A 12,993-nucleotide genomic window follows, 5' to 3' on the forward strand; every position below is an offset into this window, starting at 1 on the left:
AAAATTGTTAAGCTGTACTTAACCTGAAAATAGTAGAGGAGGTGAAAAGGGTTGAAAGTGGATATCGGTAAACGAATCTATGACTTACGTATGAACCAAAAAATGAGTGCAAAGGAACTAGCAAAAAAAGTGGGGGTGTCTGCTGCTTTTATTTCAGCATTGGAACATCATACAACCAGTGCTTCAATTGCGACATTAGAACAATTATGCGGGGGGCTGAATATTTCATTAAGTGAATTTTTTCAAGAAGATGAGGCCCCTTTAGATGTTGAGTTATTGCATAAATTTGCAAATATGCAAGTCCAACAAAAAGCAGCAATTTTAAACTTAATTGAAGCTTTTTGCCCGGACAAAGACAGTGACACAGCTCAAAATAACAATGGGGAGGACAAAGGATGAAAGAATATTATCAAATACCGATTGATAAGACGATAGAATATTTGAAATCAAATCAACAAAAAGGCCTGACACAACAAACAGCTGACCAGCGTTTAGCAGAAAATGGGTTAAATGAAATTCAGCAAGGTAAGAAAACATCACCATGGAAACTATTGTGGAATAATATAAATAATTTGATTGTGTATTTATTATTAGCAGCTGCAGCTATCTCATTTGCTATGGATGATTTAGCGGAAACGATTGCGATATTACTAGCTTTACTACTTGCAGTATTGACAGGTTTTTTTACTGAGTTAAAAGCACAAAAGTCGGTTGAATCCTTGCAAGATATGATTTATACCACAACCACAGTAATTCGTGATGGGAAAACACAGACAATCGAAGCATCTAAGGTAGTCCCGGGAGATATTCTCTTACTAAGAGAAGGAGATGCAATCGCAGCTGATGGTCGAATAATTTCTAGCAATAACTTTGCTTGTATTGAGTCGTCATTAACAGGAGAATCAGAAGCTGTTGAAAAAAGTGCAGATGAAATTTACGAAGAAGAAATGCCATTAGGCGATCAAAAAAATATGGTGTTTGCTGGAACTGCAGTAACGCGCGGCTATGCTTATGTTGTGGTAACAGAAACTGCTATGGCAACTGAAATGGGTAAGATTAGTGGCATGCTCGATGAAGCAAGTGATGATAAAACTCCGTTAGATATTGAGTTAGACAAATTGAGTAAAGCCATTATTTTAGCGGCTCTTATTGCAGGAGTTGCTGTACTTGTTGCCGGGGTTTTAACCGATAAACCATTTGTAGAAATGATTCATATTTCCATTATTTTAGCCGTGGCAGCTATTCCAGAAGCAATGCCGGCTGTAGAGACAATTACCTTATCAAAAGGAATGCGTACGATGGCTCAGCATAAAGCTTTAGTAAAAGCTTTACCTGCTGTAGAGACATTAGGTGCAACCAGTGTTATTGCCAGTGACAAAACGGGAACCTTGACTGAAAATCAGATGATGGCATCAGAATTGGTACTAAGTGATGAAACTCATTATGAGGTTACAGGAGAAGGCTACGATCCAGAAGGGACTATCAAAAAAGATGGTGAACAGATCAAAGCTTCTAATAACCAAAATTTGATGGAATTTATCCAAGCCGGTGTTTTATGTAATGTTGCCCATATAGACCAAAATAAGGAGGGCCAATATGAAGTTGTTGGTGATCCGACAGATGGTGCGCTGGTCACATTAGGGAAAAAAGTAGGCTTAGATAGAGAAGAATTAGAAAAAGAAGGCTATGAAAAACTTGCTGAAGTGCCGTTTTCTTCTGAGAATAAATATATGATTGTCGTTTATGAAAAAGACGAACAGCGTCAGTTGATTATTAAAGGCGCTTTTGATGTTATTTTAGATTTAGTTGAACAATCACAAGAAACAAAAGATGCTTTGCGGCGACAAAATGAAGGGTTCGCCGAAAAAGGACAACGTGTCATTGCTATTGCAAGTATAGAAAATTATGATGGTGGCTTATCTGAAGAGGAAATAAAAAATTCATTAGATGGCTTAAAAGTCCAAGGCTTAGTCGGTATTATCGATCCACCACGTCCTGATGCTTATGAATCAGTTGAAATTGCTCAAAATGCTGGTATCAAGGTTAAGATGATCACAGGAGATCATCCTAAAACAGCTTCTATTATTGCGAAAGATATCGGAATAGCCGATTATGAAAAAATCATGACAGGTAAGGAAATTGATGAGCAAGTAGACAATGACGATTTTGAAGAGACAGTAGATGAAACGGCAATTTTTGCCCGTGTTTCGCCAGAAAATAAAATGCAAATTGTGACAGCTTTAAAAAAAGAAAATGAAGTTGTCTCTATGACAGGTGATGGTGTCAACGACGCGCCTGCATTAAACGATGCCAATATCGGAGTTGCGATGGGAATCAGAGGAACTGAAGTAGCTAAAGAAGCGTCCGATATGATTTTAACAGATGATCGTTTTGGCACGATTGTAGATGCAGTTAAAGAAGGAAGAATTATTTTTGACAACATTAAAAAATATGTCTCTTTCTTATTTGCTTGTAACATGGTGGAAATTGTAACTATTTTTGCCAGCGTTGTCTTCTTATTACCAATGCCGATTGCTCCGTTACACATTTTATTTTTAAATTTAATTATCGATATTGCTCCAGCGATGTCGTTATCTTTTGAACCAGCAGAAGATGATGTGATGGCAAGAGGACCGCGATCTAAAAAAGATAGTTTAGTTAACCGACATTTCTTAACGCGTATTATATTTAGCGGAGTGATTATTGGTTTATCAGCCTTTGTTCTATTTAGAATCTTATTAAATGGCGATCATTCAAATGAATACGTACAAAGTGCAGTATTTAGTTTTATGGCTATTGCATAATTGATGCATATTTTTAACGTACGTAAAACAAATTCGTTTGGTTTGAACCGTTCATTTCTCCAAAATAAAGCACTGGTTGGTTCGATTGTATTATCTATTGCCTTGCAACTCGTTGCTATTTATGTTCCATTAATGAATGATCTTTTAGGAACTGAGCCTTTAAGACTTATTACTTGGGGAATGATTTTAGCTGCGGCTATTTTATCTACAATAGTTGTAGGTGTATTTAATAAAATTAAATACCATCATTAATGGGTATGAAGTTAGCAATAGTGATTTAGAAATAAGCTAGTGTAAAAAAATAACTTTCCCCCTCGTTCTTTAGCACCAAAATTTGATATAATGACTTTGATATTAAATAAAAGGCTTACAATTATGGCTAAGAGGGGGAGATTTTGTGGGAAAACGAATGGATTTACAAAATGAATCTGATATTCGAGGGATTGCTATTGACACAAAAGAATACCAGGCAAACTTAACAGTTAGTTCAATAAGAGAAATTGTAGCAGGTATTATAAACTGGTTACAAAAATCCGAAAATAAGGATAGATTAACAATTGGTGTAGGTAGAGATAGTCGCTTAAGTGGACCAGAATTAAAAGAGGCATTCATCGAAGAATTGAATGATTGTGGTGCTGATGTCTATGACTTTGGACTTGCAACAACGCCTGCTTTATTTATGAGTACACAATTTTCCCAATTTGCGTGTGACGCGGGCATTATGTTGACTGCCAGTCACTTGCCTTATTATTATAACGGTGTAAAAATTTTTAGCCAAAATGGTGGGGCAGAAAAAGAAGATATCACTTATATTCTATCCCATACTGAAAAAAAAGTAGGTCCTTCTGTGGGTAAGGTGATAGAAGCGGACTTGCTCTCGGTTTATGCAAAGGATCTTGTTGAAAAGATTCGTACAGCCAGTGAGAAAAATACTGAAATGCCCTTAGCTGGCTTTAAAATTATTGTGGATGCGGGAAATGGAGCAGGAGGCTTTTTTACTAAAAAAGTTCTCCAGCCTTTAGGAGCGGATACTTCCGGCTCACAATTTTTAGAACCTGATGGCAACTTTCCTAATCATATCCCTAATCCTGATAACAAAGAAGCTATGAAAAGTATCCAGACGGCAGTTTTAGAAAATAAAGCTGATTTAGGTGTCATTTTTGATACGGATGTAGATCGTTCAGCTGTGGTAACAAAATCAGGCGATGTGTTGAACCGAAACAATTTGATTGCAGTACTTAGTCGTATTATTTTAACAGAACATCCGGGAACAAGTATTGTTACCAATTCTCCAACTTCCGGACATCTGAAAGAATTTATCGAAGCTTTAGGTGGTAAACAAGTCCGTTATATTTCAGGTTATCGCAATGTGATTAATAAAGCATTGGAATTAAATCGCACAGGGGTAGATACACAACTAGCCATTGAAACTAGTGGACATGCTGCTTTTAAAGAAAATTATTTTCTAGATGACGGGGCGTATGTGATTGCTAAAATTTTAATGCTATTACCAAAATTACAAGCAGAAGGCAAAACACTGGAATCGTTAATTACTGATTTAAAACAACCACTTGAAACACAAGAGGTTCGCTTTAAATTAGAAGCCGAAAATTATCGTACACTAGGCGAAAAAGTGATTCGAGACATTGCCGCTATTGATATTTCTGGTTGGCAAGTCGATCCTGAAAATGAAGAAGGTATTCGCTTTTATTTAACTCAACCATACGGACAAGGCTGGTTTTTACTTCGTATGAGTTTACATGAACCCTTACTTGTTTTACAGGTTGAAAATGATGAGAAAGGATATATTGTTCCTATATTAGAACAAATTCATCAATTTTTATGCCAATATCCTGAGGTGAATCAAGAAAAATTACTACCGCTAATTGAAGAGCCATTGTAAAAAACAAAGATAAATACGAAACTCCAAGTAAGGGAAGGAATGTCAAACTTTACTTGGAGTTTCTTTGTAAAAAAGTTTGGTTATTGAATTTTCCTTCGTTTGAAAATAAAAAGAAAAATCTATATAATAGATAAGAATTGAAAAATGGAGGCAAAACAATGGAAATTTTCCGGAAAAGATCGATAAAAAAAGATACGGTAAATACACTAAAACGAGAATTAAAATTAAAAGATCTGATTATGCTAGGAATTGGAGCCATCATTGGTACAGGGATTTTTGTTGTTACTGGACAAGCTTCAGCGAATTATGCAGGTCCTGCTTCCATATTTTCCTTTATTATTGCTGCCTTAGTTGTCATTTTAAATGGTCTTTGTTTTGCAGAATTTGCCTCACGTGTGCCGGTTTCTGGTGGACCTTATAGCTATATGTACATTGTCTTTGGTGAATTGACTGCCTGGATTGCCGGCTGGTTATTGATATGTGAATATATGTTAGCTGTTTCTTCTGTTGCTTCGGGCTGGTCAGGGTATTTTCAAGGCTTTTTGAGTAATTGGGGAATCCAGCTTCCGCAGGCTTTAACTGCAGGGTATAATCCTGAACAAGGAACCTACATTGATTTAATTGCTGCGCTAATAATGGTTTTAGTTACGTTATGGGTGACACAAGAAGCTAAAAAAGCATTACGCTTAAACAATGCTATGGTTTGGGTAAAGTTTGGCGTAATTGTTTTATTTGTGGCTGTCGGAGTGTTCTTTGTTCAACCAGACAACTGGCAACCTTATATGCCTTATGGAATACAAGGAGTCTTTAATGGGGCAGCTTTAGTGTTTTTTGCCTTTTTAGGCTTTGATTCCATCTCAATGGCAGCTGAAGAAGTGGAAAATCCACAAAGAGATGTTCCGCGCGGAATTATCGGTTCAATTTTAATTGCCACTATTTTATATGTAGGTGTAACCTTAATATTAACGGGAATCGTGCCTTTTTCAAAATTAGGCGTAGCAGACCCGGTTGCATTTGCCATGCGTTATATTAATCAAGATTTTATTGGCTCTGTAATTTCTGTTGGAACAATTTTAACCTTATTAACAGTCACGATTTCTATGCTGTATTCTTTAGCCAGACTTATTTATTCCATTAGCAAAGACGGTTTATTGCCTAAATTTTTACGGCAGATTGATAGTAAGCGTCGTACTCCTAAAAATGCTACTTTTTTAGCAGGAGCGATTGGACTGTTCTTTGCTGCGGCTTTTCCATTAAATATTTTAGCGGAGTTAACCAATATTACAGCCCTTGCTTGTCTTGCCTTAATGGCATTAGGTGTGATTCGTTTACGTAAAATGTTGGGACAGCCAAAAAAAGACGAATTTAAAGTACCTTTTGTTCCTTTGCTGCCGATTGTTTCTGTTATTTCTTGTTTATTCTTAATGTTACGTCTGGATAAGGTCACATGGATTGTCTTTATCATAGTTCTTCTTTTAGGGTTGTGTATCTATTTTGGATATGGCTATCAGCATAGTGATTTAAATAAAAAAAAGAGCTGATATAAATTGCTTCTTGGGAGATTTTGTTCTTCTAAGAAGCAGTTTATCAGCTCTTTTTTATTGACCTTTTTTGGTTGTTAATTCGATTAACTTTTGTTTTAAATTTTCTTCCATCTCGCCAAGTTCTACTTCAGCATGACGCCGGTTTTCTTTTCCTTCTTTTTGGATACGCAGTGTTTCTTCAATCGTTTCTACTAGATCGTTTTGGGTTTGTTGCAAGGTATCGATATCCACAATTCCACGCTCATTTTCTTTGGCGGTTTCAACAGCTGAAACTTTTAACATTTCTGCATTTTTCTTTAGCAAGTCATTTGTTGTTTCAGACACTTGTCTTTGAGCAGTTACCGCATCTTTTTGACGTAATAATGTTAAGGCAATGACCACTTGGTTTTTCCATAAAGGAATAGCGGTATTAATCGATGATTGAATTTTTTCCGCTAATGCCTGATTTGTATTTTGAATCATCCGTATTTGTGGAGCTTGCTGTAAAGTGATTTCTCGAGTTAAACGTAAATCATGGGTTCGTTTATCTAAGCGGTCTAAAAATTGAGCGTAGTCATTAGCGATTTGAACATCCATTTGATCGCCAGTTTGACGAGCTTTTTCCATGCTTTCAGGAATTGTTTTTTGTTCTAATTCTTCCATTTTTAGCTCGCTAGCAGCAATATAGATATTTAAGGCGTCAAAATAATCCTTATTTTTTTGATAAAGTTGTTCAAGCATAGCATGGTCTTCTAAAAGACCTTCCTTTTCTTTATCTAATTTAGCAGCAACTTTATCTACTTGTGCACCAATTTTTTGATATTTGGCTGTAATTTCGTAGATCGATTGTTTGACTTTGCCAAACATCCGTTGGAAAATATTGCCTTCTCCCGCTCGAAGTTCATCGGGGTTGGCTTCTTGCAATCGGTACATCAATTCATTAAGCGAATCTCCAATAGGACCAATATCAGAAGTTTGTACCTGGTTTAACATGGATTGAGAAAATTCACTCAGTTTTGTTTGCGCTTTGGTGCCATAACTTAGTACAGCTTGTTGATCGGTCGCGTCAATTTGATCAGCTAGTTGTTTAGCTTGTTGTTGTCTTTCATCAGACAATTTGTCAACTAATCGTGGGGCTTGTTCTTGGGTGTGTAATTCAGACAATTCTTTCTGCTGAGAATTTGTCAGCTGGTTTAAATCTGGTGTAAACGAATCATCCATTAAGTCTTCAAGTGTTTTATCAACAGATGTTGGTTGATCAGAGTGAGTAGCCATAATAATTATTCCTCCTTCAATGGACTGAAAATTAGAAGAAGATAAAAGCATAGCTTTTATCTAGCTTCGTGTTCTTAATAATTTCCATTTTGTTTTAAACTTTGTTTAGCAATAGATATTTCTACGTCTAAATCATCCAAATCATCTGCTACGAATTTTTGGTAGTCGATTGCGATTAGAGCAGCCATTTGATCGATAATTTGAATACTTTCTTCGATTTTTTCGTAGGTATCTCGATTTTTAATTTCATGTTCATTAATTTCAACAAATTTATCAGTTAAATCCACTAAATTTGGTAAATGAGTGTATAAAAAGTGGTTTGCTTCAGGCATTCGCTTAGGAGAAGCGACGATTTCTTTAAACAAAGCTTTGGCAGCTTTGATTGTGTCGTGGCGTAGGTCGACCGCTCTTAATTTCCCACTTTGGTTCATTGTGGCTTGTAGATGGATAATTTGCTTTTTTGTTTGATTCATTGTTTGCCGAAACATGTCAATCTCACTATCGGACATACCAGCGTTGACATAACTTTGCTCCCGTTTTTTTGACAATGCTGGTAATTCACTTTTGTGAGCATTTTGCGGTTTTCCTTTTAAACCATAATAAATTAAGCATCCACCAGCAATAAAAAACATCAATGGGAATAAATCGAATAAACCTTCTCCAGAAAAAATAATAAGCAGATAAACGGCTCCTAAAATGATGCCAGTCCATAATGCCCATTTTGAGTTTTTCATTTATTTAAAACCTCCTAAAATCCTTGTATATACACGCTTCTATCTTTTCTTTCTACTCTTTTATTCTAGCATGATATCGATAATAAAAGAATCCGACTTGCGGTGTATTTCTATAATTTAGAAAAAACATAACCTTTTTTTGTGTTAAAATATAAGAAATTGCGAAGATAAAAAAGAAAGTTTGGTGAAATGATGCTGAATTTTGAAGATTTTGAAGAAAAAACAATATCTCGAAAAGAGATATTTAATGGAAAAATTATTGATGTAGCATTAGATGATGTTAAGCTACCGAATGGACAAACTTCTAAGCGAGAATTGGTGTTTCATGCAGGTGGAGTAGGTATTATCGCTATTACACCAGAAAATAAAATGGTATTTGTACGTCAGTTTAGAAAGCCTTTGGAAAAAGTCCTCTTAGAAATTCCAGCGGGTAAAATTGACCCAGGTGAAAATGATCATCCGGAAATAACAGGAAAAAGGGAACTAGAAGAAGAAACCGGCTATACATGTGATTTTATGACTCATATTGCTTCGATGTATTTATCGCCTGGCTTTTCAAACGAAATGATGCATATTTACCTTGCAAATGAGATAAAAAAAGCGGCACATCCTAAATCGCAAGATGAAGATGAGCTTATTGAGCTTTATGAATTAACGTTAGAAGAAGCCGAACAAGCGGTAAAAGATCAAACGATTTGTGACGCTAAAACAGTTTATGCGATTACGTGGTGGAAATTGTTAGTCGCTCAAGGGAGTGTTTGATATGGCAAAAGGCCCACTTGTATCGCGCGCACAGCTGCGTAAATATCGTGACGAAGAAGAAAAGAAACAACATCAGGAACAAAACCAAGCAGCTTCAGATTATCGGGAAAAAGAAAAACAAATCGATAATTATTATCGTAAACAATTGAAAAAAAATAAACCCATTAATACAACACGTTCTAGTCGAAATCAACGGTCACGGCAAATGAACAGTTTTTTGATGAAGTGGATCGTTATTGTATTTTTATTACTAGTACTTGTGTTAATGATGGTTTTCTTTTTATAAACTTAACAAAAAGGGAAGAAATATATGAAAATAGGAATTATTGGTGCGATGGCGCAAGAAGTAAAAGTTTTGACTGAGTCATTCAATGAAATAAAAAAATGGGAGAAAGCTGGGGCGATTTTTTATTCTGGCGAGATGGCCGGACATGAAGTAATCGTTGTCCAATCAGGGATTGGCAAGGTATTAGCTTCACTGACAGCCAGCCTTTTGATTCAACAATATCAAGTAGATATTTTAATCAATACTGGATCAGCTGGTGGTATCGGAGAAGGCCTTTCAGTTGGCGATGTAGTAATTGCTGAAAAATTGGCTTATTATGATGTAGATGCTACGGGGTTTGGCTATCAATATGGTCAACTTCCTGGGGGAATGCCGTTGTATTATGAAGCTGATAGCACATTAGTTAAAAAAATAGCTGAAGCAGCTGAAAAGTCAGATCTTGCAATTAAAAAAGGGCTCATTGTTACCGGCGACTCTTTTATTGATGATCAAGCAAAAATTAACGAAATTTTATCTCATTTTCCTAGGGCCTTATGTTGTGAAATGGAAGGCACAGCAATTGCGCAGACGGCTTATCAGTTCGATGTGCCTGTGGTTGTTATTCGAGCAATGAGTGATACTGCTGACCATGCTGCAACTCAAAGTTTTGATGAATTTATTGACCAAGCGGGTCAGCGTTCTGCCGAAATGGTTATGACATTTGTCCATTCCATTTAAAGAGCTAGACTAGACCCTATTGAATATCTGTTAAAAGGAGAAAACATCGGTCATTAGGGTTAAATTCATGCTTACTGGACATAAAAGTTTATTACTTATGTCCGACAATGACTAATAGGACAAAAATTCAGCTGAATAATGTCCGGTAACTAGAAATGAGCCATTATTTTTACGAATTTATGTCTAATTTCGGCAAAAACAAAAGGATTTTCTTGTAATTGTTTACTTATCGGACAAAAGAAGTTGTTACTTATGTCCTTATCCTTGCTTACAGGACAAAAGTTCGGTTGAGTAATGTCTGATAATTAGAAAAAGGACAATAGTTTAAATAAAAAACGAAGGCGGCAAATCTTGCTACCTTCGTTTTTTGTCAGATATTACCAAATTTTAACACGATCTTCTGGTTTACGGTACATTTTGTCTGTAGGATGAATATCAAAAACAGTGAAAAAATCATCTAAATTTTGAAGTTGAATATTCGCGCGAAGTTTTGCTGGTGCATGCACATCAATAGCTAAAAGTAACTGCTGATATTGTGATTTAGCTTTGGTCCGCCAAATTTTGGCCCAATTACAAAAGAAGGCTTCTAAATCTGTCTGTTTTTCATTTTTGGCTGCTTCTAAAGCACAACTTAACCCACCAGCATCGGCAATATTTTCTGAAACTGTCAATTTTCCATTGACTGTTCCACCAGCAATTTCTAAGCCGTCGAATTCTTGAATCATTCCTTGCGCCAATTCCTCAAAGTGGGATAGATCATCTTTTGTCCACCAATTGTTTAAATTCCCATATTCATCGAACTTAGCGCCATTATTATCGAAAGCATGAGAAATTTCGTGAGCGATCACAGCTCCAATTCCACCATAATTCGCACTAGCTGATTGGTTAAGGCTATAAAACGGTGCTTGTAAGATCGCAGCAGGAAAGACAATAATGTTTAAAGAACCATTGTAATAAGCATTGACAGTAGACGCTGCCATTTCCCATTCCTTACGATCTACTGGCTGCTTGAATTTTTTAAAGTGATCTTTTCGGGCAAGCTGAGTAAAACGACGAACATTCGCCACAAGAGATTCGTCTTTGTTGGTGATGAATTTTTCGTAAACAGCTGGAATTTTATCCGGATAACCGACATTGATTCCTATTTTGTCCAATTTTACAATGGCTTTTTCTTTCGTTGCTTCACTGAGCCAGTCGTTTTGTTCCAGCCGTTTTTTATAAATTTTGATCATGGAACGTACCATATGTTCAACATCTTGTTTGGCTTGTTCGCCAAAATATTTTTTTCCATAATAAAGACCTATCACTTGGTCGAATTGGCCTAAAGTTAAATGAAAGGCCGCTTTTTCTTGTGACGGTAATTCATCGATGCCAGATAGAGCACGGCGATATAAACTAGCTGTTTGACGAAAGTCTTCACTTAAATAATTCGCATAACTAAAGACTGTTAGCGTCAGCATCCAGCTTTTTAATAAAGATAAATGTCCTTGTGTGACAAAAGTATTAAAGTGTTCAAAATATTCAGGTTCAGTAACGATGACTTGATCGACAGTTTTATCAAAGAGTTCATCGAAAGCAGCTGCAAAATCAATCTGATCGGAATAAGCAATAACTGTCTTTTTATCACGTGGATTATAGATTTTAGTATAATCTGCATTTTCTTCTGCATTACGCACATATGGGACTAAGCTTTTATCAAAGGCCAGCGCTTGTTCAGCAATCGTTTCACTTTCTGATTGACTGTAGCCAGTTAATTTTAATAGTTTGACTGCCATTTCGAAAAAGACTTGCAATAATTGCTCGCCTTGCTGATTGTCTTTATCATAGTAGGTCTTGTCGGGTAAAATCAAAGAGGCTGGCGCTAGATATAAAGTATGTTCTTGGGTATTTTTCATGTCTGCGTCAACAAAAAATTCGAAAGGTAAAGCAAGACCTTCTTTAAGCCAATTACCTAGTTGTTGATTAAGATCATTAAAATCATTAATGGTATGAATACGTTTAAGTAAATCTTTGATTGGGGAGGCTTTTAGCGCATTTCTTTTGTCATAGTCATTGGCTAAACGATAAAAAGCTACAGCTTCTTTCATCTTCCCTTTTGCAAGGCGTTCTTCATTAGAAGACATTTCATTTAGTTCATTGATTAAAAGTTGTTCAATATCTTCTGCTAAATCTTGAAAACCTCCTGTTGCGGGCTTATCAGCTGGAATTTCTGCTGTTTTTAACCAATTCTCATTAATTGCTTCATAAAAGTCGTCTTTTAAGTTTGTCATTGTTCTCCTCCGTTTCTGCTACTAATTATGATACAAATAAAAAAGGGAAACAAGTCTCTTGTCTTTTGTTCATAAATGTAGTATTCCAAAATGAGCTTGACATATACCTAAAAGACAACTGAGAGAACTTTTTGTCTGTAAATATTGTATAATGATAGAAAAGGAAGATGCTTATGACAAAAGAACAGTGGATCGGATTATCTGCAGACAAATTTAAAGCTTATAAAAATTGGACCACGACTGAAAATGGCTTGTGTGGAAGTTATGCCGCACTTGTGCTAATAGCTTTTTATCAGGATCATATAGATAGCGCAATTGTTCCAAGTTTTATCCGACAAAAAAATAGCAAAAATAAGGAAAACTTGGTGCATTACTTACGCTTATTTATTCAAAAACGCGGTTTTCCGACGGTCGCTTATCAAGTAGCTCATGGTTTATCAAGCTATTTTTCTTATTTTGGTCTTAATTATCGAGCACGTGCAACAATGATTGGCGGTTGGCAACGTGTGGTTAAGCGTATTAATCAAGGCAAACCTGTAATTATTGGATTAAACCAGCTGTTAGGTAGCAATTATGGTAATCATTGGGTAGTGGCGTATGCTTACAAAGAGACTGCTGAAGGAAAACGTTATGTAAAAGTCCATGATAACTGGGGGAACTATCAGGAAATTATTCCGGCAAAATGGATAAATGGAACGATTTCTTTACCTTAAAATTCA

10 protein-coding genes and 1 pseudogene are annotated in these 12,993 nt (G+C 36.0%); 8 read left to right on the forward strand and 3 right to left on the reverse strand.

Annotated elements, in window-relative coordinates; genetic code table 11:
• The first annotated feature begins 57 nt into the window (after positions 1 to 57).
• The 4 genes and pseudogenes from TS1_RS03625 (at position 58) to TS1_RS03640 (ending at position 6,248) form a co-directional block, all read left to right on the forward strand.
• Complete coding sequence (locus TS1_RS03625; protein ID WP_245610105.1) at positions 58 to 399, forward strand: helix-turn-helix domain-containing protein; 342 nt, start codon at positions 58 to 60, stop codon at positions 397 to 399.
• Positions 396 to 3,056, forward strand: a pseudogene (locus tag TS1_RS03630) (cation-translocating P-type ATPase). The gene TS1_RS03625 and the pseudogene TS1_RS03630 overlap by 4 nt, the downstream one beginning before the upstream one ends.
• Positions 3,057 to 3,213: 157 nt before the next feature.
• On the forward strand, positions 3,214 to 4,707 hold the full coding sequence (locus TS1_RS03635) for a phosphohexomutase domain-containing protein (RefSeq protein WP_068708056.1): 1,494 nt from the start codon (positions 3,214 to 3,216) through the stop codon (positions 4,705 to 4,707).
• A gap of 158 nt (positions 4,708 to 4,865) precedes the next feature.
• Positions 4,866 to 6,248, forward strand: coding sequence for an APC family permease (locus TS1_RS03640; RefSeq protein WP_068707932.1), 1,383 nt, complete (start codon positions 4,866 to 4,868; stop codon positions 6,246 to 6,248).
• Between the two features lie 57 nt (positions 6,249 to 6,305).
• Here TS1_RS03640 and TS1_RS03645 read toward each other — a convergent pair whose 3' ends face one another.
• The gene (locus TS1_RS03645; RefSeq protein WP_068707934.1) at positions 6,306 to 7,505 is read right to left on the reverse strand and encodes a toxic anion resistance protein; all 1,200 of its coding nucleotides are present in this window, start codon (positions 7,503 to 7,505) and stop codon (positions 6,306 to 6,308) included.
• 74 nt (positions 7,506 to 7,579) lie between these two features.
• Positions 7,580 to 8,239 carry a 5-bromo-4-chloroindolyl phosphate hydrolysis family protein gene (locus tag TS1_RS03650; protein ID WP_068707936.1) on the reverse strand — a complete coding sequence of 220 codons (660 nt, stop codon included), beginning with the start codon at positions 8,237 to 8,239 and terminating at the stop codon, positions 7,580 to 7,582.
• A gap of 192 nt (positions 8,240 to 8,431) precedes the next feature.
• Between TS1_RS03650 and TS1_RS03655 the strand changes: the two genes are divergently transcribed.
• The 3 genes from TS1_RS03655 to TS1_RS03665 are packed head-to-tail and all read left to right on the forward strand — an operon-like array spanning position 8,432 to position 10,004.
• Positions 8,432 to 9,001, forward strand: a complete 570-nt coding sequence (locus TS1_RS03655; RefSeq protein WP_068708058.1) for an NUDIX hydrolase — start codon at positions 8,432 to 8,434, stop codon at positions 8,999 to 9,001.
• A gap of 1 nt (position 9,002) precedes the next feature.
• The gene (gene macP / locus TS1_RS03660) at positions 9,003 to 9,287 is read left to right on the forward strand and encodes a cell wall synthase accessory phosphoprotein MacP (protein ID WP_068707938.1); all 285 of its coding nucleotides are present in this window, start codon (positions 9,003 to 9,005) and stop codon (positions 9,285 to 9,287) included.
• A 24-nt stretch (positions 9,288 to 9,311) separates the two neighbouring features.
• A complete protein-coding gene (locus TS1_RS03665; RefSeq protein WP_068707940.1) occupies positions 9,312 to 10,004 on the forward strand; it encodes a 5'-methylthioadenosine/adenosylhomocysteine nucleosidase in 693 nt (230 codons plus the stop codon).
• 377 nt (positions 10,005 to 10,381) lie between these two features.
• On the opposite strand, the gene TS1_RS03670 is transcribed toward TS1_RS03665, so the two are convergent.
• Entirely contained in the window at positions 10,382 to 12,274 is a 1,893-nt protein-coding gene (locus TS1_RS03670; RefSeq protein ID WP_068707942.1) for a M13 family metallopeptidase, read from the reverse strand.
• A gap of 173 nt (positions 12,275 to 12,447) precedes the next feature.
• On the opposite strand from TS1_RS03670, the gene TS1_RS03675 reads away from it, so the two are divergent.
• Positions 12,448 to 12,987 (forward strand): C39 family peptidase, encoded by a 540-nt coding sequence (locus tag TS1_RS03675; RefSeq protein WP_068707944.1) that lies wholly within the window; start codon positions 12,448 to 12,450, stop codon positions 12,985 to 12,987.
• Positions 12,988 to 12,993: the final 6 nt, after the last annotated feature.

It is taken from the genome of Tetragenococcus solitarius NBRC 100494, assembly GCF_001544195.1.
Taxonomy (GTDB): domain Bacteria; phylum Bacillota; class Bacilli; order Lactobacillales; family Enterococcaceae; genus Tetragenococcus; species Tetragenococcus solitarius.

Bases quoted from the DNA above. Each gene is read 5' to 3' on its own strand.
- TS1_RS03635 (WP_068708056.1), top strand. From the start codon at position 3,214: ATGGATTTACAAAATGAATCTGATATTCGAGGGATTGCTATTGACACA.
- TS1_RS03640 (WP_068707932.1), top strand. From the start codon at position 4,866: ATGGAAATTTTCCGGAAAAGATCGATAAAAAAAGATACGGTAAATACA.
- TS1_RS03645 (WP_068707934.1), bottom strand. From the start codon at position 7,505: ATGGCTACTCACTCTGATCAACCAACATCTGTTGATAAAACACTTGAA.
- TS1_RS03650 (WP_068707936.1), bottom strand. From the start codon at position 8,239: ATGAAAAACTCAAAATGGGCATTATGGACTGGCATCATTTTAGGAGCC.
- TS1_RS03655 (WP_068708058.1), top strand. From the start codon at position 8,432: ATGCTGAATTTTGAAGATTTTGAAGAAAAAACAATATCTCGAAAAGAG.
- macP (WP_068707938.1), top strand. From the start codon at position 9,003: ATGGCAAAAGGCCCACTTGTATCGCGCGCACAGCTGCGTAAATATCGT.
- TS1_RS03665 (WP_068707940.1), top strand. From the start codon at position 9,312: ATGAAAATAGGAATTATTGGTGCGATGGCGCAAGAAGTAAAAGTTTTG.
- TS1_RS03670 (WP_068707942.1), bottom strand. From the start codon at position 12,274: ATGACAAACTTAAAAGACGACTTTTATGAAGCAATTAATGAGAATTGG.
- TS1_RS03675 (WP_068707944.1), top strand. From the start codon at position 12,448: ATGACAAAAGAACAGTGGATCGGATTATCTGCAGACAAATTTAAAGCT.